General features: G+C 51.4%; 24 protein-coding genes. 18 read left to right on the forward strand and 6 right to left on the reverse strand.

Going from position 1 to position 23,914, the window contains the following annotated elements:
- Positions 1-84 precede the first annotated feature (84 nt).
- From accD to purF, 5 genes are all read left to right on the forward strand, one after another.
- A complete protein-coding gene (gene accD, locus On2M_RS06560; RefSeq protein ID WP_210904527.1) occupies positions 85-999 on the forward strand; it encodes an acetyl-CoA carboxylase, carboxyltransferase subunit beta in 915 nt (304 codons plus the stop codon).
- 192 nt (positions 1,000-1,191) lie between these two features.
- Positions 1,192-2,460, forward strand: a complete 1,269-nt coding sequence (gene folC / locus On2M_RS06565; RefSeq protein ID WP_151219940.1) for a bifunctional tetrahydrofolate synthase/dihydrofolate synthase — start codon at positions 1,192-1,194, stop codon at positions 2,458-2,460.
- A complete protein-coding gene (gene dedD / locus On2M_RS06570) occupies positions 2,450-3,112 on the forward strand; it encodes a cell division protein DedD (protein ID WP_187253470.1) in 663 nt (220 codons plus the stop codon). Before folC ends, dedD begins: the two co-directional genes overlap by 11 nt.
- A gap of 220 nt (positions 3,113-3,332) precedes the next feature.
- On the forward strand, positions 3,333-3,821 hold the full coding sequence (cvpA, locus tag On2M_RS06575) for a colicin V production protein (protein ID WP_005129678.1): 489 nt from the start codon (positions 3,333-3,335) through the stop codon (positions 3,819-3,821).
- A gap of 33 nt (positions 3,822-3,854) precedes the next feature.
- Positions 3,855-5,372: an amidophosphoribosyltransferase gene (purF, locus tag On2M_RS06580; protein WP_005129677.1), complete on the forward strand. Its 1,518-nt coding sequence runs from the start codon at positions 3,855-3,857 to the stop codon at positions 5,370-5,372.
- Between the two features lie 35 nt (positions 5,373-5,407).
- On the opposite strand, the gene On2M_RS06585 is transcribed toward purF, so the two are convergent.
- Positions 5,408-6,835 (reverse strand): sigma-54-dependent Fis family transcriptional regulator, encoded by a 1,428-nt coding sequence (locus On2M_RS06585; RefSeq protein WP_187253469.1) that lies wholly within the window; start codon positions 6,833-6,835, stop codon positions 5,408-5,410.
- A 213-nt stretch (positions 6,836-7,048) separates the two neighbouring features.
- Between On2M_RS06585 and On2M_RS06590 the strand changes: the two genes are divergently transcribed.
- The 10 genes from On2M_RS06590 (at position 7,049) to hisP (ending at position 17,630) form a co-directional block, all read left to right on the forward strand.
- Complete coding sequence (locus tag On2M_RS06590; RefSeq protein WP_187253468.1) at positions 7,049-8,446, forward strand: alanine racemase; 1,398 nt, start codon at positions 7,049-7,051, stop codon at positions 8,444-8,446.
- Between the two features lie 94 nt (positions 8,447-8,540).
- Complete coding sequence (locus tag On2M_RS06595) at positions 8,541-9,962, forward strand: APC family permease (protein ID WP_151219937.1); 1,422 nt, start codon at positions 8,541-8,543, stop codon at positions 9,960-9,962.
- A gap of 1 nt (position 9,963) precedes the next feature.
- Positions 9,964-11,067, forward strand: coding sequence for an alanine/ornithine racemase family PLP-dependent enzyme (locus tag On2M_RS06600; RefSeq protein ID WP_151224770.1), 1,104 nt, complete (start codon positions 9,964-9,966; stop codon positions 11,065-11,067).
- A 66-nt stretch (positions 11,068-11,133) separates the two neighbouring features.
- On the forward strand, positions 11,134-12,600 hold the full coding sequence (locus tag On2M_RS06605; RefSeq protein ID WP_210904528.1) for an amino acid permease: 1,467 nt from the start codon (positions 11,134-11,136) through the stop codon (positions 12,598-12,600).
- Positions 12,597-13,166: a UbiX family flavin prenyltransferase gene (locus On2M_RS06610; RefSeq protein WP_210904529.1), complete on the forward strand. Its 570-nt coding sequence runs from the start codon at positions 12,597-12,599 to the stop codon at positions 13,164-13,166. The genes On2M_RS06605 and On2M_RS06610 overlap by 4 nt, the downstream gene beginning before the upstream one ends.
- 287 nt (positions 13,167-13,453) lie before the next feature.
- Positions 13,454-14,236 carry a lysine/arginine/ornithine ABC transporter substrate-binding protein ArgT gene (gene argT / locus On2M_RS06615; protein ID WP_187253466.1) on the forward strand — a complete coding sequence of 261 codons (783 nt, stop codon included), beginning with the start codon at positions 13,454-13,456 and terminating at the stop codon, positions 14,234-14,236.
- Positions 14,237-14,483: 247 nt separating this feature from the next.
- Positions 14,484-15,266, forward strand: coding sequence for a histidine ABC transporter substrate-binding protein HisJ (hisJ, locus tag On2M_RS06620; RefSeq protein WP_003028120.1), 783 nt, complete (start codon positions 14,484-14,486; stop codon positions 15,264-15,266).
- 186 nt (positions 15,267-15,452) lie between these two features.
- Complete coding sequence (locus tag On2M_RS06625; RefSeq protein ID WP_210904530.1) at positions 15,453-16,139, forward strand: histidine ABC transporter permease HisQ; 687 nt, start codon at positions 15,453-15,455, stop codon at positions 16,137-16,139.
- Positions 16,136-16,843 carry a histidine ABC transporter permease HisM gene (gene hisM / locus On2M_RS06630; protein ID WP_003028116.1) on the forward strand — a complete coding sequence of 236 codons (708 nt, stop codon included), beginning with the start codon at positions 16,136-16,138 and terminating at the stop codon, positions 16,841-16,843. The genes On2M_RS06625 and hisM overlap by 4 nt, the downstream gene beginning before the upstream one ends.
- Before the next feature lie 13 nt (positions 16,844-16,856).
- A complete protein-coding gene (gene hisP, locus On2M_RS06635) occupies positions 16,857-17,630 on the forward strand; it encodes a histidine ABC transporter ATP-binding protein HisP (RefSeq protein ID WP_061068225.1) in 774 nt (257 codons plus the stop codon).
- Between the two features lie 34 nt (positions 17,631-17,664).
- Here hisP and On2M_RS06640 read toward each other — a convergent pair whose 3' ends face one another.
- The 4 genes from On2M_RS06640 to yfcG form a co-directional block, all read right to left on the reverse strand.
- A complete protein-coding gene (locus On2M_RS06640; protein ID WP_151219935.1) occupies positions 17,665-18,180 on the reverse strand; it encodes a GNAT family N-acetyltransferase in 516 nt (171 codons plus the stop codon).
- A 71-nt stretch (positions 18,181-18,251) separates the two neighbouring features.
- Positions 18,252-19,145 (reverse strand): TIGR01777 family oxidoreductase, encoded by an 894-nt coding sequence (locus tag On2M_RS06645; RefSeq protein ID WP_210904531.1) that lies wholly within the window; start codon positions 19,143-19,145, stop codon positions 18,252-18,254.
- Between the two features lie 20 nt (positions 19,146-19,165).
- Positions 19,166-19,528, reverse strand: a complete 363-nt coding sequence (folX, locus tag On2M_RS06650; protein ID WP_151219933.1) for a dihydroneopterin triphosphate 2'-epimerase — start codon at positions 19,526-19,528, stop codon at positions 19,166-19,168.
- A 54-nt stretch (positions 19,529-19,582) separates the two neighbouring features.
- Entirely contained in the window at positions 19,583-20,218 is a 636-nt protein-coding gene (gene yfcG, locus On2M_RS06655) for a GSH-dependent disulfide bond oxidoreductase (protein WP_151219932.1), read from the reverse strand.
- Positions 20,219-20,352: 134 nt separating this feature from the next.
- On the opposite strand from yfcG, the gene yfcF reads away from it, so the two are divergent.
- Genes yfcF through yfcD form a run of 3 tightly spaced genes read left to right on the forward strand, consistent with a single transcriptional unit; the run spans position 20,353 to position 22,215 of the window.
- Positions 20,353-20,997: a glutathione transferase gene (gene yfcF / locus On2M_RS06660; RefSeq protein WP_210904532.1), complete on the forward strand. Its 645-nt coding sequence runs from the start codon at positions 20,353-20,355 to the stop codon at positions 20,995-20,997.
- A 55-nt stretch (positions 20,998-21,052) separates the two neighbouring features.
- A complete protein-coding gene (gene yfcE, locus On2M_RS06665; RefSeq protein ID WP_151219931.1) occupies positions 21,053-21,604 on the forward strand; it encodes a phosphodiesterase in 552 nt (183 codons plus the stop codon).
- Positions 21,605-21,660: 56 nt separating this feature from the next.
- Entirely contained in the window at positions 21,661-22,215 is a 555-nt protein-coding gene (gene yfcD, locus On2M_RS06670; RefSeq protein WP_151219930.1) for an NUDIX hydrolase YfcD, read from the forward strand.
- Between the two features lie 55 nt (positions 22,216-22,270).
- Here the strand turns inward: yfcD and yfcC are convergent, their stop codons facing one another.
- The gene (gene yfcC, locus On2M_RS06675; protein ID WP_048211065.1) at positions 22,271-23,791 is read right to left on the reverse strand and encodes a putative basic amino acid antiporter YfcC; all 1,521 of its coding nucleotides are present in this window, start codon (positions 23,789-23,791) and stop codon (positions 22,271-22,273) included.
- Between the last annotated feature and the right edge of the window lie 123 nt (positions 23,792-23,914).

The raw sequence follows: 23,914 nt of genomic DNA on the forward strand, positions 1-23,914 counted from the left end.
ACATTCATGGTCTGTTAGGGGCAAAAATGGCATTATGCGCCCCTTATAACAAAGCTGACTAGGGTTCAGGCAGAAAGGTCACCAATGAGCTGGATTGAACGAATTAAAAGCAACATTACTCCCACCCGCAAGGCAAGCATTCCTGAAGGGGTGTGGACCAAGTGTGATAGCTGCGGTCAGGTTTTATACCGTGCTGAGCTGGAACGTAATCTTGAGGTCTGTCCGAAGTGTGACCATCATATGCGCATGTCGGCGCGCAATCGCCTGCATAGCCTGTTAGATGAAGGTTCTCTTGTGGAACTGGGTAGCGAACTTGAGCCGAAAGATGTGCTGAAGTTTCGTGACTCCAAAAAGTACAAAGACAGACTGGCCTCTGCGCAGAAAGAAACCGGCGAGAAAGATGCGCTGGTGGTAATGAAAGGCACGCTGCATGGTATGCCGGTCGTTGCTGCGGCATTCGAGTTCGCGTTTATGGGCGGCTCCATGGGCTCTGTGGTCGGCGCGCGTTTTGTCCGTGCCGTCGAACAGGCGCTGGAAGATAACTGTCCGCTGATCTGCTTCTCCGCTTCTGGCGGGGCGCGTATGCAGGAAGCACTGATGTCTCTGATGCAGATGGCAAAAACCTCTGCCGCGCTGGCGAAAATGCAGGAACGCGGTTTACCGTATATTTCTGTACTGACCGACCCAACGATGGGCGGTGTTTCCGCAAGCTTCGCAATGCTGGGCGATCTCAATATTGCCGAACCGAAAGCACTGATTGGTTTTGCGGGTCCGCGTGTTATCGAGCAAACCGTACGTGAGAAACTGCCGCCGGGATTCCAGCGCAGCGAGTTCCTGATTGAAAAAGGCGCTATCGATATGATTGTCCGCCGTCCGGAAATGCGCCTGAAACTGGCAAGCATTCTGGCGAAGCTGATGAATCTTCCTGCGCCGAATCCGGATGAGCCGCGTGACGGCGAGGTGGTACCTCCGGTACCCGATCAGGAATCAGAGGCCTGATAACTTACTCTATGAATTTCGAGTTGCAGGAAGGCGGCAAGAGAGTGAACCCCGATGAGCTTGCGCTGGCAAGTGATTCGGGTGAGCGAGAGCAGCCAATACACCTGCAGCTTGAAGGACGACGAGTAAAAAAGGGCAGGGCCAACTGGCGCTGCCTTTTGCTTTTTTCTACGTAATAAAATTACAGGCATCATGGACAATAAACGTATTCCTCAAGCCGCGTCGCCCCTGGCGTCGTGGCTTTCTTATCTGGAAAACCTGCACAGTAAAACCATCGATCTGGGCCTTGAGCGTGTAAGCCAGGTGGCGCGCAAACTGGGTGTGTTGAAACCCGCGCCATTTGTGTTTACGGTGGCAGGAACCAACGGAAAAGGCACGACCTGTCGTACGCTGGAATCTGTGCTGACCGCAGCAGGCTATAAAGTCGGGGTCTACAGTTCGCCGCATCTGGTGCGCTACACGGAACGCGTGCGCGTGCAGGGGCGTGAACTGTCGGAATCAGCGCATACCGCATCGTTTGCTGAGATCGAAGACGCGCGTGGCGACATTTCTCTGACCTACTTTGAATACGGTACGCTATCAGCGCTCTGGTTGTTTAAACAGGCGCAATTGGATGTTGTTATTCTGGAAGTGGGGCTGGGCGGGCGTCTTGATGCCACCAATATCGTTGATGCTGATGTGGCTGTGATCACTAGTATTGCGCTTGATCATACCGACTGGCTGGGCCCGGATCGTGAAAGCATTGGTCGTGAGAAAGCGGGAATTTTCCGCGCAGAGAAACCGGCTATCGTTGGCGAACCGGAAATGCCTTACACCATCGCGGATGTCGCGCAAGAGTGCGGGGCAATTTTGCAACGCTGCAGCGTGGACTGGCGCTATGCGGTAACTGAGAACGACTGGTCGTTTACGGATAATCACGGAACGTTGGCGCATCTGCCGTTGCCACAGGTTCCCCAACCTAACGCTGCTACCGCACTGGCCGCGCTGCGCGCAAGCGGGCTAAAAGTCAGCGAGCAGGCCATTCGTGACGGCATCAAACACGCGATTTTGCCCGGACGCTTCCAGATTGTGAGCGAGTCGCCGCGAGTGATTTTCGATGTTGCCCATAACCCGCATGCGGCGGAATATCTGACCGGACGTCTGAAAAAGTTAGTGAAAAGCGGGCGTGTACTTGCGGTTATCGGTATGCTACATGATAAAGACATTGCCGGTACGTTAGCCTGGTTAAAAAGCGTGGTTGACGTTTGGTACTGTGCGCCCCTGGAAGGGCCGCGTGGCGCAACGGCAGAACAATTGCTGGAGCATCTGGGCAAAGGCAACGCCTATGACAGCGTGGCGCAGGCATGGTCTGCGGCACTGGCTGAGGCGAAGCCTGAAGATACCGTGTTGGTGTGTGGATCGTTTCACACTGTCGCACATGTCATGGAAGTAATAGACGTGGGGAGAAGCGGTGGCGAGTAAGTTTCAGAATCGATTAGTCGGCACAATTGTGCTGGTCGCGCTGGGAGTGATTGTGCTCCCCGGGTTGCTTGACGGGCAGAAAAAGCATTATCAGGATGAGTTTGCGGCGATCCCTCTGGTGCCGAAACCCGGCGATCGCGATGAACCAGACATGATGCCTGCGGCAACGCAGGCGCTGCCGACCCAGCCGCCGGAAGGGGCGGCAGAAGAGGTGCGTGCGGGTGATGCTGCCGCGCCATCCTTAGATCCTTCACGTTTGACGACGGCCAACAGCGCAGAGTTGGATCCTGTCCCTGCGCCCGTAGAGCAGCCGAAGCCTAAACCGAAGCCGCAGCCTGTTGCCGTCGCTCCGACGCCTGCACCGGCCCCAGCACCTAAACCGGCCGCTGAAGAACCGCCAGCGCCAACCGGCAAGGCGTACGTCGTACAGCTCGGGGCGCTGAAAAATGCGGATAAGGTCAATGAGATCGTGGGTAAACTTCGTGGCGCGGGCTTCCGGGTATATACTTCCCCGTCAACGCCGGTGCAGGGTAAAATAACCCGCATTCTCGTCGGGCCGGACGCCTCCAAAGATAAGCTGAAGAGCTCGCTGGGCGAGCTGCAGAAGCTCTCTGGTCTGAGTGGCGTCGTGATGGGGTACACCCCTAATTAAGGGATTGCGCTATTTACGGCGCAGCTCTTATTCTGGCCGGATACGGTGTTTTCACCGCTATCCGGCAGTGCCCGAAGAGGCATAAAACGGTATGGCGTTGAAGATTTTTTCAGCGCCATTTTTATTTACGCGTGGAAAGGAAATCCCTACGCAAACGTTTTCTTTTTCTGTTAGAATGCGCCCCGAACAGGACGACAGGGCGTAAAATCGTGGGACACATATGGTCTGGATTGATTACGCCATTATCGCGGTGATTGGTTTTTCCTGTCTGGTTAGCCTGATCCGTGGCTTTGTTCGTGAAGCATTATCGTTGGTGACTTGGGGTTGTGCTTTCTTTGTCGCCAGCCATTACTACACTTACCTGTCTGTCTGGTTTACGGGCTTTGAAGACGAACTGGTTCGAAATGGGATTGCTATCGCGATACTGTTCATCGCGACACTTATCGTCGGCGCTATCGTTAACTTTGTGATAGGCCAACTGGTAGAGAAAACAGGTCTGTCGGGAACCGACAGAGTGTTGGGGATCTGCTTCGGTGCTCTGCGCGGAGCGCTGATTGTCGCCGCCATCTTGTTCTTTCTCGATACGTTTACCGGTCTGTCGAAAAGTGAAGACTGGAGTAAGTCGCAGCTGATCCCGCAGTTCAGTTTCATCATCAGATGGTTCTTTGACTATCTGCAAAGCTCGTCAAGTTTCTTGCCCAAAGTATAAACTTTGGGTTGTTGCTGAACGAGGAAAAGACGTATGTGCGGTATTGTCGGTATCGCCGGTGTTATGCCGGTAAACCAGTCGATTTATGACGCGTTAACGGTGCTCCAGCATCGTGGCCAGGATGCCGCTGGCATCATCACCATTGATGCCAACAACTGCTTCCGCTTGCGTAAAGCGAACGGAATGGTGAGCGACATTTTTGAAGCGCGCCACATGCAGCGTTTGCAGGGCAACATGGGCATCGGTCATGTGCGTTACCCAACGGCTGGCAGCTCCAGCGCCTCCGAGGCTCAACCTTTCTATGTCAACTCACCGTATGGCATCACGCTTGCCCACAATGGCAACCTGACCAACGCGCATGAGCTGCGTAAAAAGCTGTTTGAAGAAAAGCGCCGCCACATCAATACCACTTCAGATTCAGAAATTCTGCTGAATATTTTCGCCAGTGAGCTGGATAACTTCCGCCACTACCCGCTGGAAGCCGATAATATTTTTGCCGCTATTGCGGCAACCAACCGCCAGATCCGCGGTGCCTATGCCTGCGTGGCGATGATTATCGGTCACGGTATGGTTGCCTTCCGCGATCCGAACGGCATCCGTCCGCTGGTGCTGGGTAAACGTGATATTGGCGATGGTCGTACCGAGTACATGGTGGCCTCCGAGAGCGTAGCACTGGATACGCTGGGCTTTGAATTCCTGCGTGACGTAGCTCCTGGCGAAGCGGTCTATATCACCGAAAAAGGTCAGCTGTTTACCCGGCAGTGTGCGGATAACCCAGTCAGCAATCCGTGCCTGTTCGAGTATGTTTACTTTGCACGTCCTGACTCTTTTATCGACAAGATTTCCGTCTACAGCGCCCGTGTAAACATGGGTACCAAGCTTGGCGAAAAAATTGCTCGTGAGTGGGAAGATCTGGACATCGACGTAGTGATCCCGATTCCGGAAACCTCGTGCGATATCGCGCTGGAAATTGCCCGCATTCTCGGTAAGCCGTACCGTCAGGGTTTTGTGAAAAACCGCTACGTGGGCCGTACCTTTATCATGCCGGGCCAGCAGCTGCGCCGTAAATCCGTGCGCCGTAAGCTGAACGCCAACCGTGCGGAATTCCGTGATAAAAACGTACTGCTGGTGGATGACTCTATTGTACGCGGTACCACCTCTGAACAGATTATCGAGATGGCGCGTGAAGCCGGAGCGAAGAAGGTGTATCTGGCCTCTGCTGCCCCGGAAATTCGCTTCCCGAACGTTTATGGTATTGATATGCCTACGGCGACGGAGCTGATTGCACATGGTCGCGAAGTGGACGAGATTCGCCAGATAATTGGCGCAGATGGTCTTATCTTCCAGGATCTGAACGATCTGATTGAAGCCGTTCGCGCTGAGAACCCGGATATTCAGCAGTTTGAATGTTCAGTGTTTAACGGCGTGTACGTCACCAAAGATGTCGACCAGCAATATCTCGATTTCCTCGACTCCCTGCGTAACGACGACGCCAAAGCGATTTTGCGTCAGAACGAAGCGGAAAACCTTGAGATGCACAACGAAGGTTAATGATATCGCCAGCGGCAAAATGTCGCTGGCTTTCATCAGTCACTAACTACGCCGAAGCGAATAGCGTATTTCTGTACCTTGTATTGCAGCGTCGTTCGAGAAATATTGAGACTGCGTGCCGCAGCGGCAATATTTCCCTGACAGGTATTTAGTGCCGTTTCAATCAGGCTTTTTTCGAACCTGGCTACCTGTACATCAAGGGAGCCATCTCCCTCAGACTCCGCGCGTACTGGGCGGCTGACAACGGTTGGGATATCCGTAACCCCTAAGCTTAATTCTTCCTCTTCAAAGACAATTTTTTTTAGCATTCCGTCGTTTTCTTGCATAATCATGCTGCGCACGATGGCATTTTCCAGCATCCTGACATTGCCGGGCCAGGTATGATGTAACAAGGCAATACGTGCGGCTTCGCTCAGACCATGTATATCTTGCGGCACATCATTACGGTATTTATCGATGAAATAATTAGCCAGTAGCGCAATATCTTCCGGACGTTTGCGTAAAGGCGGAAGGGTGAGCATACCCACATTCAGACGATAAAACAGATCTGCGCGTAGCTTACCTGTTTGAATCAGCCGTGCGGGCGTTTCATTCATTGCCGCAACGATACGTACATCAGAATGGATCTGCTGTTGACCGCCCAGCCGCCAGAACGTTTTATCCTGGAGAAAACGCAGGAGCTTACTTTGCATCTCAATGGGCATCGCGTTTAGTTCATCCAGAAAGAGCGTTCCTCCGTTGGCCAGTTCCAGATACCCCTGACTATTTTCTGCTCCGGTGTACGCACCGCGGACAGTACCAAAAAGTGTACTTTCGATGAGCGTCGGCGGGAGTGCGCCGCAGTTCAGGGCAATAAAAGGTTTGTCAGCGCGTTTACTACATTGATGGATGAGACGAGAAAAAAGCTCTTTACCGGTTCCTGTTTCGCCAACGATAGTCACTGGAATATTGCTGGCTGCCAGACGTTTTGCCTTCGCAATGTTGTGCAGCATTTCCGCATTCTCAGTAATGATTGCGTGGTGTTTTTCATGGCGATCGGCATAGAGCAGATGGTTTAGTTCAACAACCTGCTCCTGCAGCCGCCTGACGCCGGACATATTCCTGCCAATTTCAATCACGCCAATCATGCTGCCATCGCTTGACCAGAGCGGGGCGGTGGTATGTTGATAATCTACCGCCTGGCCGCGTGCGTTATAGTAAATCTGGTAGTGTCCAATATATTCCACGCCCTTCTTCAATGATGAAAGCATGGTGCTTTGCGTCTCTTTCATGCTCGGATAGACGTCCAGCATATGTTTTCCTAATGCCTGCTCAATGCTATATCCATCCAGATCCGCGCTTTCCTGGTTGTAGTAGACATACTCGCCACGTTCATTGATCACCGCCAGGGGTTGGTGGATGAGGTCGAAGAAGCGGGAGAATATTTTAAGTGCTGCAGCCAGCTCTTTGTTGGTCGAAGCCATAGCCGGATTCCTTCTTTTCCTGTTTTTCACTGCATCATTATAGAGATGACGAATTTTCGTCGTTTTGATGAATAACATGCTAAGTGACAAAAAATATAATTCGCTATTATTTATAACGTATTGATTTTTAATAAATAAAAACATGGCATGCCTGTTGCTATATATCCATCAAATGAATGTGGATTCTTGTGATGAAAATAAGCAGAGGATGTTATGACTGATTCGATTATTCAAAACTACAACCAGTTACGTGAGCAGCTGATAAAGAACGATCGCCGTTTCCAGCAAAAAGAGGGGCACTTGTGTTTTGAAGGCGTGGATCTGGATGCGTTAGCACGCAAGTATCCTACCCCGTTCTATGTGTTCTCTGAGTCAGAGATCATTCGTAATATCAACGAAATTCAGCAGGCGTTCGCTGCCCACAAAAACACTAAAACTTTTTTTGCTTCTAAAACCTGTTCAGTAATGGGCGTTCTTCAGGCCATTCGTGACGCAGGAATTTGTGCAGAGGCAAATTCGCAGTATGAAGTGCGTAAATGCCTGGAAATTGGCTTTCGTGGCGATCAGATCGTTTTTAACGGCGTAGTGAAAAAACCTGCAGATCTGGAATATGCCATTGCCAACGATCTGTACCTGATCAACGTCGACAGCCTATATGAACTGGATCATATCGACGCGATCTCCCGTAAATTGAAGAAAGTTGCCAATGTCTGCGTGCGCGTGGAACCCAACGTTCCTTCTGCGACACATGCAGAGCTGGTGACGGCTTTTCACGCTAAATCGGGGCTGGATCTGGAGCAAGCGGAAGAAACCTGTCGGCGGATTTTGGAAATGCCTTATGTCCATCTGCGCGGATTGCACATGCATGTGGGCGACCAGGTGCCGGAGTCGGAACCGTTTGCCAAAGCGACAAAAGTGCTGGTGGATGAATCCCGACGCCTGGAAGAGGTTCTGGGCATTAAATTTGATCTTATCAACGTAGGCGGCGGTATCCCTGTGCCCTACAAATATGATGAAGAGAATGGTGATCCGCTGAAAGACAACATGTATGCCGGGATAACGGCGCAGGACTTTGCTGATGCGGTTATTCGTGAAGTTCATAAATGGCGTACGGATGTGGAGATCTGCATTGAGCCTGGGCGTAAAGTGACCGGTTCGGCTGCGGTCCTGTTAACCGAAGTTGCCTGTGAAAAACGTAAAACGAACTACGACCTGAACGGCAATGTGGAATGTCATGTTGAATGGAAATTTGTTGATGCTGGATACAGCGTGCTGTCAGACAGCCAGCATTTTGACTGGTTCTTCTACGTCTACAACGTCTCCAGAATGACCGATGCTCACGATGCGTGGATCAAACTCGCCGGACCGCTGTGTGATGGCGGTGACTATTTCCATATGGGCGTGAAGGGGGAAGAGTTCCTGATGCCGCAGAACACGCAAATCGGCGATATCGTCGCGTTTCTGGATGCGGGCGCTTATACCATCGAAAGCCAAACCGTGTATAACAACCGCCCACGCTCAGCTGTTGTGATGATAGACAAAGAGGGTAAAGACCGCTTAATCCGTCGGGAAGACAGTTACGAAGATATGGTCAAGTACGACATTTATTAAATCTCATTTTGGGACTCCGGCAGCGGCTGGAGTCCGTGAGTCAGGTGATTCGAAGAGGGCAGTGATGCCCCTGAGTGCATAACAGGAGATGGCCATGAGTAACAATAGTTCTGGCTTACTTGGCATCAAAGATATTGTCTTTATGAATGTCATTGCCATTCTGAGTTTGCGGCAAATACCCAATGTCGCGCCCTACGGCGCTTCAGCAATGTTGCTGTGGGTGATCGCCGCATTCTGTCTGTTCTTTCCTCTGGCGATGGTGTGCGGTGAACTGTCGACCGGATGGCCGAAAGATGGCGGGATATTCGTCTGGATCAAAGAGGCGTTTGGGAAACGTATCGCGTGGATAGTGGTGGTGTGCTTCCTCTTTTCCTGCGTGTTGTTTTTTCCCTTGATGCTTCAGTTCGGTTTTACGGCGTTGGGGTACATGATAGGCGGGGGCCTCGCGGAGAATAAGGCCTTTATTGGTATTGGTTCGGCGGTGATTTTTTGGTTGCTGACGTTAATGAATATTCGCGGCATGGAGTGGACCAAAATTATCAATAGCGTCAGCGCCTGGTGCGGCGTGTTCATCCCATCCGCCATTTTGATTATCTTGGCTATTGTGTGGTTGGCGACCGGGCATAAGATGCAAACCGATTATGCGACGGCGGCGAACTGGGTTCCTGATCTGAGCCATTGGGATACTATCGTCTTTCTGTCGAGCATGATGTTTGCTTTCGCCGGGCTGGAAGTCGCGCCAATGATTGCCGGACGTACGCGCAATCCGCAACGTGATTTCCCGCGCGCGATGGCGGTTTCTGCAGCCGTTATTGTTGGGATTTACATGGTTGGTACCTGGGCGCTGAACACACTGTTACCCGCGGGAAAAACCGATATTGTGGCGGGTGTGATGCAGGCAATGCATGCCGCGGCGGATACGTTACATATGCCCTGGCTGATCCCGGTAATGGCAATCTGCATGTTCTTTGGTGCATTAGGCCAGATCAACTCCTGGCTGGTAGGTCCTATCTACATGCTTCAGGAAGCCTCGCGTGAGGATAATTTGTTAGGGGATAAAATTGCCCGGTTGCATCCAGTCTGGAAAACGCCAGCCTTTGCGCTGATTGTTCAGGCAATAATCGTTACGGTATTGTGTTTCTCAACCTTTATCTCCCCGAGCGTCGCCGCGGCATACTGGATGCTGACTGCATTGACGACCATCACCTATTTCATTCCTTATCTGGTGATGTTCCCGGCATTCTGGCGTTTGCGTCAGACGCAACCGGATACGCCCAGAAGCTTCAAAATCCCTGGAAAAGTCTTACCTGCCGTCCTGCCTGCACTTGGATTTATCTCTATTGCTTTTGCTGTCGCATTACTGTTTATCCCGCCTTCACAAATTGATATGGGAGGATATTTCCAGTACGCCGGCAAGATCGTGGGTGGCGCGTTGCTGGCCGTCATCGTTGCTGAATGTATCTATCACCGGGCCCAGAAACGTAACGCTCGTCTGAGCGTGGCAGGAGGAAAATAAAATGTATATGCCAATCCTGGAAATCAATTTACGCAAGCTGGAAGAAAATGCCCGAACGGAAAAAGCGCTGTTAGCCAGCAGTGGGATTGAGGTCATGGCCGTCAATAAAGTTTTTGATGGCTGTATTGAAACCGCACAGGCGGTATTTGATGGCGGCATTAAGGTGATTGCAGAATCGCGGACCTATAACCTGAAAAAAATCCGTGAAATCGGCTGTACAACCTGTCTGCTCCGCAGTCCTTGCCTGAGTGAGATTGAAGATGTTATCCGTTATGCCGATATCAGTCTGAACAGCGAACCCATCATCCTGCGGGCGCTATCTCAGGAAGCCCAACGCCAGGGGAAAACGCATCAGGTGTTGCTGATGGTGGATATGGGGGATTTACGCGAAGGTATCTGGTTCACCGAGTATTCACACATTCTCAGCACCATCCGGCTCATTCAGGAATTGCCTTGCCTGGAACTGTATGGCCTGGGAACCAACTTCAACTGCTATGGCACGGTCTTGCCGACGGTAAAAAATGGTGAAGATTTTCTGGCACTGGCCGCACGAGTCGAGCAGGACAGCGGTGTGGCAGTTCGCCGACTCTCTGCCGGTAATTGCACCAGCTACCATTTACTGGATAAAGGTATTTGGCCTAAGGGGTTAAACCACCTGCGTATTGGGGGGCTACATGAGTTCGGCATTGAATATGTCGAGATGAAGTATCTGAATGAATTTCATCACTCTACAAAACCGGTGGAAAAAGCCTGTTCCGACATGTATGTCCTTGAGGCAGAGATTATTGAGCTGAACAGCAAGCCAACAATACCCGTTGGAGAACTTGGCGTAGACGCCTTTCTGCAAACAAAAACCTTTGTCGATCATGGCACGCGTTTGCGGGCGTTGTTGGCATTTGGTCGACAGGATGTCCCTTCCGATAACTGTGTGCCTTGCGATGACAATATCACCATTCTGGGACAAACCAGCGATCATACGCTGGTGGATATTGAAGCATGCGAGCAGCCGCTGAAAGTCGGGGATATCATCCGCTTTGAACTCGACTACACAGGGCTTCTGATGGCCTGTCAGACGAAGGGCGTTGCCACGCGGTTTATTCGTTAAGCCACTGCCGCCACAGTAGTGCATATGTGGCGGCGTCTCTGACCCTTTCTGAGACAGGGAGTGACCATGAGTACCCTGCAAGCGCTACCCCCCGTCGAACCTGAAAATGGATTACGACGAAACCTCAAAAAGCGTCATTTGCTGATGATGTCGCTCGGCGGGACAATCGGTACAGGTTTGTTTATCGGCATAGCCGAACCGCTGAATAGCGTTGGACCAGCTGGAACATTGTTGGCTTATCTGTTCGCTGGTGCGATTATGCTGGCAACTATGATGTGCCTTGGCGAACTGTCCTGCGCATTTCCCCACTCAGGCTCATTTCAGCATTATGCGTTGATGTTCATGCCCAATCCCATCTGGAGCTATACCATTGGCTGGTTATATTGGCTGAGTTGGGTGTTTTCCCTGGCGGCGGATCTGACTGCTGCGGGCTTCATTGCCCATCAATTTTTCCCCGTTATTCCTATCCACTTCTTCTGTCTTATCATTCTTGTCGTGTTAACGCTGATCAATCTCTGTTCGGCGAAAAGTTTCGGCGAATGTGAATACTGGTTATCTGCGATTAAAGTTTTCGCGATAGTGCTTTTTATCGCGGCGGGTGGGGTAATGATCTTCTCGCTGTCAGGAGACACGAACTGGCATCCAACGTTAAAAAGTGGAGGATTGTGGTTTCCCCACGGATGGGAGCAAATTCTGGTCTGCATGACAATCGTCATCTATTCGTTCCAGGGCGTTGAGCTGGTTGGAAACGCGGCAGGCGAAACGGAGTCGCCGCATAGTGTCTTACCCAAGGTGATTCTTGGAATCGGTCTGCGTATTATTCTGTTTTACGGTCTGGCGATTGCTGTTCTGGCGTTGGTTTATCCGCAGGGAAAGATACCCGATGGAACCAGCCCCTTCGTGTGGGTATTCTCACATGTCGGTATGCCTGGCGCAGATGTCCTGATGACGCTAGTCATATTCTCTGCTGCTGTGTCAGCGGCGAATTCCGCAATCTATGCCAGTTCACGCATGTTATGGTCAATGTCGGGCGACCGTTTCGCCCCCCGTTTTTTCGCCAGGACTAACGCCAGCGGTGTGCCTGTTTACGCTATTCTGATAACAGTAATGCTGGCTCTGGTATCGATGCTGACTCGCTATATTCCTGCACAGAAATTCTATATTTTGTTGATTGCCAGTACCGGGCAGGTGGGTTGTCTGGCGTGGATTACTATTGGCTGGTGTCAGTATCAGTTTCGCAAGGCTGTGAATGACGGGAAGTATTCCCCTGATTTACTGCGCTATCGTTCACCGTTTTTTCCCTGGATGGCCAGGTTTGTTATTGTTACAAATGTTGCCATTATGGTGGGAACCTGGTTCAGTGAAAAAGGGGGCGTGATCATGCTGGTAGAACTGGCTTTTATGGTTTGTATTCTGGTTTCATGGTATGCGCTAAAACCTGCTTTGCGGACTGAAGAGGAGAGTGATTCCAGGTTGTCTGCGGTAAAGAAATACGGCACAGTTAGCCCATCAAGTGATGGAAAAGTAAAATGAAACGACTCATTGTAGGGATTAGTGGCGCAAGCGGGGCAATTTACGGCGTGCGCTTGCTACAGGTTTTGCGTGACGTTACCGATGTGGAAACCCATTTGGTGATGAGCGCCGCTGCCCGGCAGACGCTGGCGCTGGAAACGGACCTCTCCGTGCGCGACGTGCAGGCCCTGGCGAATGTGACTCATGATTCGCGAGATATTGCCGCCAGCATCTCCTCCGGCTCTTTTCAGACCGCTGGAATGGTTATCCTGCCGTGTTCAATTAAAACGCTTTCCGGCATCGTCCACAGCTACACCGATGGGTTGCTTACCCGTGCGGCAGATGTGGTGTTGAAAGAACGTCGTCCGCTGGTACTGTGCGTGCGTGAAACGCCTCTACATTTGGGGCATCTGCGGCTGATGATCCAGGCGGCAGAAATTGGCGCGGTGATTATGCCGCCTGTCCCGGCATTCTATCATCGCCCGCAAACGCTCGATGATGTGATTAATCAAACGGTTAACCGCGTACTTGACCAGTTTGATATCTCCCTTGCGCAGGATCTGTTCACCCGCTGGCAAGGGGCGTAATCCGTTCTATTCGCGTGCAAAGAAACATCCATTGCCCTGTTTCAGGGCAATTTTGTAACCGCGATCATATCCTCAACATTTAATTCGCTAAAACCCAACGAAACGCTGCGGTTCAACCGCCAGACCTGCTATCTTCAAAATCAGGACATTGTTGCAACGTTTTATTAACATATTTAACGTCGAATATCCTCATCGACGCCAAAATGGCATAAGACCTGCATGAAAAAGTCTGCAAACACACAACACAACGTAAAACATAATAAAATTACGCCACCTGAGGGTTATGTATGAAGAAGACGGTTCTTGCTTTGTCTTTGCTGGTAGGACTCTGTGCCACCGCGGCCAGCCACGCAGCACTTCCGCAGACGGTTCGTATTGGTACAGATACAACGTACGCACCTTTTTCCTCTAAGGATGCTAAAGGCGACTTTGTCGGCTTTGATATCGATCTGGGAAATGAGATGTGTAAGCGCATGCAGATCAAATGTACCTGGGTTGCCAGCGACTTTGATGCGCTAATTCCGTCGCTGAAAGCGAAAAAAATTGATGCCATTATCTCCTCGCTTTCTATCACCGAGAAACGTCAGCAAGAGATTGCGTTCTCCGACAAGCTTTACGCAGCAGACTCACGTCTGATCGCCGCGAAAGGTTCTCCGATTAAACCGACTCTGGATTCCCTTAAGGGTAAACACGTTGGTGTGCTACAAGGCTCTACTCAGGAAGCCTATGCCAATGACAACTGGCGTAGCAAAGGCGTGGATGTGGTGGCCTATGCGAACCAGGACCTCATCTATTCTGACCTGACGGCGGGGCGTCTTGACGCAGCGCTGCAGGATGAAGTCGCGGCCAGCGAAGGCTTCCTGAAGCAGCCTGCCGGTAAGGGCTACGACTTTGCAGGTCCTTCGGTGAAAGATAAAAAATACTTTGGCGACGGAACCGGGATTGGTTTGCGCAAAGATGACACCGAGCTGAAAGCTGCTTTTGATAAAGCGCTGGGTGAACTGCGCAAAGACGGCACTTACGACAAAATGGCGAGTAAGTATTTTAACTTTAATGTCTACGGCGATTAATACGTCGCAGCGGGGAATTGACTGCACCATTGCGGGTAACTATTGCGGTGCATAATACATTGAGTGCACTGTTTTGGTGCTGTTGTCGCTGACATAATAAGCATGAGTGCATACTTAAGCGCTTTTCATGCAAATAAATACCGCCGACAGGGCAGAATGCTTTGCCTTGTCGGCCTGATTAATGGCACGATAACTGCACCTGGTCCTGTAAAGATCCCCTATAAAAGACAGTCTGTTGAGGATAGTTATGAAAAAACTGGTGTTGTCTCTTTCTCTGGTTCTGGCTTTCTCCAGTGCTACCGCAGCATTTGCCGCCATTCCGCAAAAAATTCGTATCGGTACGGATCCGACTTATGCGCCGTTCGAATCGAAAAATGCGCAGGGTGAATTAGTCGGTTTTGATATCGATCTGGCAAAAGAGCTGTGCAAACGTATCAATACACAATGTACCTTCGTGGAAAACCCGCTGGACGCGCTGATCCCTTCGCTAAAAGCGAAGAAAATCGATGCGATCATGTCCTCGCTTTCCATTACTGAAAAACGTCAGCAGGAAATCGCCTTTACCGACAAGCTTTATGCAGCCGACTCGCGTCTGGTTGTCGCTAAAGATTCTGCTATTCAGCCGACCATTGAATCGTTGAAAGGTAAACGTGTTGGCGTGCTGCAGGGCACAACTCAGGAAACGTTCGGCAACGAACACTGGGCGCCAAAAGGCATTGAAATTGTCTCCTATCAGGGACAAGACAATATCTATTCTGACCTGACAGCAGGGCGTATTGACGCCGCATTCCAGGATGAAGTCGCGGCCAGCGAAGGCTTCCTGAAACAGCCGGTCGGTAAAGATTACAAATTCGGCGGCCCGTCTGTGAAAGACGAGAAGTTATTCGGCGTGGGTACCGGTATGGGGCTGCGCAAAGACGATAACGAGCTGCGCGAAGCACTGAACAAAGCCTTTGCTGAAATGCGCGCTGACGGGACTTACGAGAAACTGGCAAAAAAATACTTCGATTTTGATGTTTACGGCGGTTAATCACCGCAGGTGCTGATAAAGCCCGTAGATTTTTGACGCGTTGAATTTACGCCTGATGGCGCTGCGCTTATCCGGCCTACGGTAATTTTGTAGGCCGGATAAGGCAAAGCCGCCATCCGGCATTTAACGGTTAGTCTGAAATCAAAAGAGGCTTATTACTCCACCACACACGACAGGACAGGCAGCATGTTGTATGGCTTTTCAGGTGTTATTTTACAGGGCGCAATTGTTACGCTTGAGCTGGCACTCAGCTCGGTGGTACTGGCGGTTCTGATAGGTCTTGTCGGCGCGGGAGCTAAGCTGTCGCAAAGGCGGGCAATGGGGCTTATTTTCGAAGGGTACACAACGCTTATCCGCGGAGTGCCCGATCTTGTCTTAATGCTGCTCATCTTCTACGGGTTACAAATTGCGCTGAATACCATAACCGATGCAATCGGTATCGGCCAGATTGATATCGATCCAATGGTCGCGGGTATTATTACGCTCGGGTTTATCTACGGCGCCTATTTTACCGAAACATTTCGTGGCGCATTTATGGCCGTGCCAAAAGGCCATATCGAAGCCGCGACGGCATTCGGTTTTACCAGCTCACAAATCTTTCGCCGCATTATGTTCCCGGCGATGATGCGTTATGCCTTACCGGGGATTGGCAACAACTGGCAGGTCATTCTTAAGGCCACGGCTCTGGTGTCGTTGCTCGGACTTGAGGACGTAGTGAAAGCCACTCAGCTTGCCGGGAAAAGTACCTGGGAGCCGTTCTATTTTGCCGTGGTGTGCGGGGTCATCTATCTGGTGTTTACCACGGTATCTAATGGTGTGCTGCTGTACCTTGAGCGCCGCTATTCCGTGGGTGTGAAGAGGGCTGACCTGTGATTGAGATTATTCAGGAATACTGGAAGTCCCTGCTGTGGACTGATGGATATCGTTACACTGGCGTTGCTATCACTCTCTGGCTTCTGATTTCGTCGGTGGTGATGGGCGGGATTCTGGCGCTGTTTTTGGCGATTGGTCGCGTTTCCAGTAATAAATTTATCCAGTTTCCCATCTGGCTGTTCACCTATATTTTTCGTGGCACGCCGCTGTACGTTCAACTGCTGGTGTTTTATTCCGGGATGTATACGCTGGAGATCGTCAAAGGAACGGACTTCCTTAACGCGTTTTTCCGCAGTGGGCTGAATTGTACCGTGCTGGCATTGACGCTGAATACCTGTGCCTACACCACAGAGATTTTCGCCGGGGCTATTCGTTCTGTACCCCATGGTGAGATTGAAGCCGCGCGGGCTTACGGTTTCTCGTCGTTTAAACTGTATCGCTGCATTATTTTACCTTCCGCACTGCGTATTGCGCTGCCGGCATACAGCAATGAAGTGATTCTAATGCTGCACTCCACGGCGCTGGCATTTACCGCCACGGTGCCTGATTTGTTGAAGATCGCCCGTGATATCAACTCGGCAACGTATCAGCCGTTTACCGCCTTCGGTATTGCCGCTGTACTGTATTTGATTATTTCGTATGTCCTGATCAGTCTGTTCCGTAAAGCGGAAAAACGCTGGTTGCAGCATGTATCCTCTAAATGATTCGAGTAACACGATGTCTGAAAATAAATTAAACGTTATCGATTTACATAAGCACTACGGCGAACATGAAGTGCTGAAAGGGGTATCGCTGCAGGCCAATGCGGGTGATGTTATCAGTATTATTGGTTCGTCAGGTTCCGGTAAAAGTACCTTCCTGCGCTGCATTAACTTTCTTGAGAAGCCAAGTGCCGGGACGATTGTGGTCAGTGGTCAGAACATTGGGTTGGTGCGTGACAAAGATGGCCAGCTCAAGGTTGCGGACAAAAATCAGCTGCGCCTGCTGCGTACGCGACTGACGATGGTTTTTCAGCACTTCAATCTGTGGAGCCACATGACGGTGCTGGAAAACGTGATGGAAGCGCCGATCCAGGTGTTGGGGCTGAGCAAACAAGAAGCCCGCGAACGAGCAGTGAAGTATCTGGCTAAAGTGGGCATTGATGAGCGCGCGCAGGGCAAATATCCGGTGCACCTGTCTGGCGGACAGCAGCAGCGCGTCTCCATTGCACGGGCGTTGGCGATGGAACCGGAAGTGTTGCTATTTGATGAACCTACGTCGGCGCTTGACCCAGAGCTTGTAGGCGAAGTGCTGCGCATTATGCAACAGCTGGCCGAAGAGGGGAAAACCATGGTGGTCGTGACCCACGAAATGGGATTCGCTCGGCATGTCTCCACGCACGTGATTTTCCTGCATCAGGGGAAAATTGAGGAGGAGGGCGACCCGGAGCAGGTATTCGGTAATCCGCAAAGCCCGCGCTTGCAGCAGTTTCTCAAGGGCTCGCTGAAATAAGTGAGCTGCCCGGAGGCGTTACGCTTTCCGGGCACTACAGCTTAAACGCATCGCGCTCCAGGCGATAAACCCAGTCGTCGTATGCGATGCCATCAATCTCATACGCCTTTTCCAGTACCTGCGTACGCACAAAGCCCGTTTTTTCCAGTATACGAACAGAACCCTTATTTTCCGCGAGTGCGTAAGCGTTTATCGCCGTGACGGCCGTGTGCTCGAAAGCGTACTGGCACACCGCCGTCACGGCTTCGCTGGCAATCCCTTTTCCCTGAGCTTCGGGCAAGATGGCGTAGCCGAGGTCGGCCTCGTGTGGGTATAAATGACTGATCTGCAGGCCAATATCGCCAAGAGGCGTTGAGTTGTTATGTTCGCGGATGACGAAAGTATGCTGTGCAGCCAGACGTCTGGCGAATAACAGACGCGTATCTTTCGCCGGGGCAATGTCGCCCATATAACGCATGACTTCCGGGCATTCACGTAATCTCTGGAAAAATGACCAGTCAGAAAATTTAAATAAGGAGAGGGTAAGTCGGGGAGTCGATATTATCGCCATAACGTCGCCATTGCGGAATTCTGGTCTATAACCTTACCACCACAACGGCGACCATGAATAGGGCTTCGGGATTATCGGATCACATCCGCCAGCGCTTCTTCTAAATCGTACCAGCGAAATGCAAAACCGGACGCTTCCAGGCGTTTGGGTAACGCCCGCTGTCCGCCGAGAACCAGCACGGAAGACTCGCCCATCAGTAGACGTATTACGCCAGCGGGAACGCGCAGAATGGCTGGGCGGTTTAAGGCATGGCCCAGCGCGTGGGCAAACTGCTCATTGTGTACCGGATACGGTGAAACCATATTGAAGGGGCCGCGCAGATCGTTATCCAGCAGCCAGATAATGCCGTTGACCATATCATCAATATGGATCCAGGCCATATACTGGCGTCCATTACCTATAGGGCCGCCTAAGCCAAGACGAAATGGCGGGACCATTTTCCCGAGAATCCCGCCAGCAGAGGCCAATACCACGCCGGTACGCAACATACACACGCGGGTTTTGTCACTTTGCGCGGTGCTGGCAATTTGCTCCCAGCGGGCGCATAGCTTATGGGTAAATTCGTTGTGCGGCGGCTCTTCTTCCGTGACCACAACCTCGCCCAAATCGCCGTAGTAACCGGTGGCGGAACCGGAGATGAGCACCTCGGGCGGCGTCTCGCTGGCATTAATTAAATCGACCAGTTTCTGCGTAATCCCCCAGCGACTCTGGCACAGACGCTCCTTTTGTTGCGCACTCCAGCGCTTGTCGGCAATCGGCTCTCCGGCAAGGTTAATGACGGCATCAATATCATTGAGATTTTGCCGCTCTTCTAACCCTTTGGACAGCCTAACCCGGGAGTCGAAAATCTGACGCGCCTTATCAGGAGAACGGGTTACTACGGTTATCTGATGCCCCAACTCCAGCAGGCGGGGGATCAGATGACGCCCAATCAGGCCAGTACCGCCGGTAATCAGAATCTGCATGTCGCCTCCCGGGTTATGTTTTAGCGCTGCCAGCTCAGCGTCATGGAAACTGAGTCGGCGTAACGCAATGCATGAAGTTTATCGATCTCCACTTCAGCATAAGTGACCCAGTGATGTTCGCGTGCGATATCGAGCACATCTTGAGTTAATTTTTCTAACAATGAGAAGCGGTTACCCTCCACGTGGGCAATGATGCTCTTGGTGATAGTGCGATAATTCAGCGCGTCGTTGATATCTTCGCTGGTACGGGCGTTGTCTGCCGGATAGTGAATGGCAACGTTGATGACAATATCCTGGCGATTCAGGATCTCCTCTTCTTTGATGCCGATAAAGGTGCGCAGACGAAGGTTTTTTATACGAATAATAGCGTCAGGTTGTGACATTGCAGGTTTCCTCCATGTATGAACCTTTGCATGATACACGAGAACCGAATTGCGTCATCGCTTCTCGATTTGTGCGTGCTGCATGGCGCGTTCAGTCGCAGGACGCGTACGAATGCGTTCATGCCAGTTATTGACCGCCGGGTAGTTGTCGAGGTCGATGCGCTGACGCTGATGGGCGTGGATCCACGGCCAGCAGGCAATGTCGGCAATACTGTAGTGATCGCCTCCTAGCCATGGGGACGTTTCCAGTCGTTTATTCATCACGTTGTACAGGCGCTGAGTTTCAATCTGAAATCTTTCAATGGCGTAGGGAATGGTTTGTGGGGCGTAATGGCTAAAATGATGATTTTGACCCAACATAGGTCCCAGGCCGCTGACCTGCCAGAACAGCCACTGCAGCGTAGTGTGACGTTCACGTAATTCACCACTCAGCAGCTTACCGCTCTTCTCCGCCAGATAGAGTAAAATTTCTCCGGACTCAAACAAGCTGATGGGCCTTCCGCCGTCCATCGGGGCACTGTCGATAATGGCCGGGATTTTATTGTTCGGCGAGATCTGCAAGAAATCAGGGCGAAACTGATTGCCTTTGCTGATATCGACATGAATCAAACGGTATTGCAGTTGTGCCTCTTCAAGAAACAGCGTGATTTTGTGACCGTTTGGCGATGGGGTGTAATAGAGATCGATCATTTTCAGCGTCCCTTTTGTCATGAACCGGGTCATAACAAGTATAGAGCTTGTTGGCGTACGTGAGTTTTCATCAAGTGACAGCGAGAGAAAGACTCTATATTTTGAAAGCAAGCCAATACACTTCAGAGGACATTATGAGCAAATCTGCAATTACGCTGTGGTCAGATGCCAATTTTTTCTCCCCTTACGTGCTGTCTGTTTATGTCGCTCTGCAAGAGAAAGGACTGCCTTTTACGCTGAAAACGGTTGATCTCAACAACGGCGAACACTTGCAACCTTCATGGCAAGGGTATGCGTTGACGCGCCGCGTACCGGTTCTTGAAATCGACGGTTTCGAGCTGAGTGAATCATCAGCGATTACTGAATTTCTGGAAGATAGCTTTGCGCCGCCGCAGTGGGAGCGTATTTACCCACATGATGTGCAAAAACGCGCGCGGGCTCGCCAGGTACAGGCGTGGATCCGCAGCGATCTGATGCCTATTCGTGAAGAACGTTCAACGGATGTGGTTTTTGCTGGCGTGAAAAAAGCGCCATTGAGCGAAGCCGGAAAAGCCAGTGCAGAAAAATTGTTCGCCACTGCGAGCAGTTTACTGAGCCACGGTAAACAGAATTTATTTGGTGAATGGTGTATCGCCGACTGCGATTTAGCGCTAATGCTTAATCGTCTGGTCCTTAACGGTGATGAGGTTCCAGAAGCGCTTGCAGAATACGCCGCCTTCCAGTGGCAGCGCGCTTCAATCCAGCGTTTTATCGCGCTTTCAGCGAAGCGTTCCTGCTGAAAAACGGGTCGTAATCCAGTATCATTACAAGGTACTTTTCAACGAGGGGTGAGTGATGAAACTGATGTTCGCATCGGACATTCATGGTTCGTTGCCAGCCACGGAACGCGTACTCGAACGGTTTGCCGCGAGCGGTGCGCAATGGCTGGTGATATTGGGTGATGTTTTAAACCACGGGCCGCGCAATGCACTACCGCAAGGCTATGCGCCCGCGCAGGTTGCCGAGCGGTTGAACGAGCTGGCAGCGCAGATTATCGCGGTACGTGGCAATTGCGACAGCGAAGTGGATCAGATGCTCCTGCATTTTCCGATGACAGCGCCGTGGCAGCAAATTCTGACAGAAAACCAGCGATTATTTTTGACACACGGACATCTTTTTGGTCCGCAAAATATGCCTGCGCTAAACGTGGGAGATGTGCTGGTTTATGGACATACTCATCTGCCCGTCGCTGAGCGACAAGGAGACATTTATCACTTCAATCCTGGCTCGGTAAGCATCCCGAAAGGGGACTTTGCGGCAAGTTACGGGATTCTGGATGATAATGTTCTCAGCGTAATGGCACTCAATGATCAAAGTATTATTGCACAGGTCGAGATTAATCCGTAATTTACCCCACAAACATAAACGCGCCGTAAGAGCGCAAGAAAAAAGAAGGTTTCCTGATGGTGGAACAGCGTCGTTTGGCAAGTACGGAATGGGTGGATATTGTGAATGAAGACAACGAAGTCATCGCACAATCCAGCCGGGAACAAATGCGGGCGCAGCGCTTACGTCATCGTGCGACATATATCGTCGTGCACGATGGTATGGGCAAAATTCTGGTTCAGCGTCGTACTGAGACAAAAGATTTTTTGCCCGGTATGCTGGATGCTACCGCTGGCGGCGTTGTGCAGGCTGACGAACAGTTACTGGACTCAGCGCGCCGTGAAGCGGAAGAGGAACTGGGGATTGCGGGCGTACCGTTTGCCGAGCATGGGCAGTTTTATTTTGAAGACCAGAACTGTCGCGTATGGGGCGGGCTGTTTAGCTGTGTTTCCCATGGACCGTTTGCGCTTCAGGAAGAAGAGGTCAGTGAAGTTTGCTGGCTGACGCCCGAAGAAATCACCGCGCGCTGCGACGAATTTACGCCGGACTCACTGAAAGCCCTGGCGCTGTGGATGACCCGCAACGCCAAGAATGAAGGGGCGAAAGCTGAAAATCAGGAAGAAGCTGAATAGAATCGGCTCATCCGGCCTACAGCGTCTAGAAATCGTGTAGGCCGGGCAATCTTTTTTAATGGTAACCCATTATCTGCGCGCCAATCACCACCACGCTGGACATAATAAACAGCAGTCCTAACAGCGTGGCGCCTACTTTCAGCCAGTTACGAAAATCCACCCGACAAACGCCTAACGTTGCCATCAGTGATGCCGACGTAGGATAGATAATATGACTGAATCCGTCACCAAACTGGAATGCCAGAACGGTGACCTGACGGTTTACGCCAACCAGATCACCCAATGGTGCCAGCAGCGGCATGGTCAACGCAGCCTGCCCGGAGCCGGAAGTGACGAAGAAATTAAACACTGCCTGGAACAGCAGCATAAACCACGCCGCAATGGCGTTATCCAGACCGCTAATACCGTTGGCGATGCTGTGCAGCAGGGTATTCAGCACGCTGGCATCGCCCGCCTCACCATTGCCTACCAACAGTAATATCCCTTTGGCAAAACCGACCAGCAGGGCAGGAGCAATCATCATGCGCGCACCCTCAGTAAATGAGGATGCCATTATGTTGACCGTCATGCCGTTCAGCCGAAAGACGACGCCAATAATGCCAATCACCAGACCCATGGTGAAGAACTGGCTGGCAATCTCAGGAATAAACCATGCGTGGACGATAACACCCCAAATGACCCACACGATCACGCCCGTCAGCACCATCAGCACCAGCCAGTCGCCGAGCGTGAAGCGGCGCTCAATGACCTCATCCTGCTGTTCGCGGAAGAAACGGTCTGATTCATGAACGCGCGACAGCAGCGGATTCTTTTTGATGCGCGCCGCGTAGGCCAGCGTGAAGGTCAGACCAATCATCGTGGCAACGACCCATACCACGATACGCAAACCTGAGCCGGAAAGCACCGGGACGCCCGCAATGCCCTGCGCGACCACCACGCAGAACGGGTTCATCCAGGAACTGGCAAAACCGATTTGGGTGGCAATATAGGTTACCAGCACGGTGGTGATACTGTCGTAACCCAAGCGTACCATCAGCGGCGCGATAATTATCGCAAAGGCGACGGCCTCTTCTCCCATACCAAACACTGCGCCACCTAAAGAGAAGAGAATAAACAGCACCGGGATAAACAAGACCTCGTTCCCTCGGGTATGGCGGATGAGCGCCAGGATGCCGTTATCGATAGTTCCGGTGCGCATCACGATGCCAAACGCGCCACCGATAACCAGCATAAACATGATGATGCCAACAGCGGTGCCGAATTTAGAACCGGAGGTTAACCCTTCAAACGGGAAGTTCATCAGGCCAGGACTTTCATCACCGGTGGTAAAGAATTTAACCGGGTGATACTGCTCTTCACCGGCTTCATTGGTCAGAATGCGGAATGAATGGGGATCAACGACCTTGCGAGTCTTGGTTTGCCCATCAACCTGATACTGCACTTCCTGGCTGTCGAACATCCCGACGGGAACTACCCATGTCGCCAGACTGGTCAAAATGGCGACGAAAAAAATAATCACCAGCGTGTCGGGCATCGCCCACTTTTTAGCTGGCCGTGTTTCTGTTACTGCTGACATGAAAGACTATCCCTGTTGCAATGCAAAAGAGGGTAAGTATGCAAACAGAAGAATAGTTATTCATTGATGCAGCGCATCCTGGTAAATCATTCAGATCAGGCCAACGGGAAATCAGATATAAAA

It is taken from the genome of Citrobacter sp. On2M (assembly GCF_018035235.1).
Classification (GTDB): Bacteria; Pseudomonadota; Gammaproteobacteria; order Enterobacterales; family Enterobacteriaceae; genus Citrobacter; species Citrobacter meridianamericanus.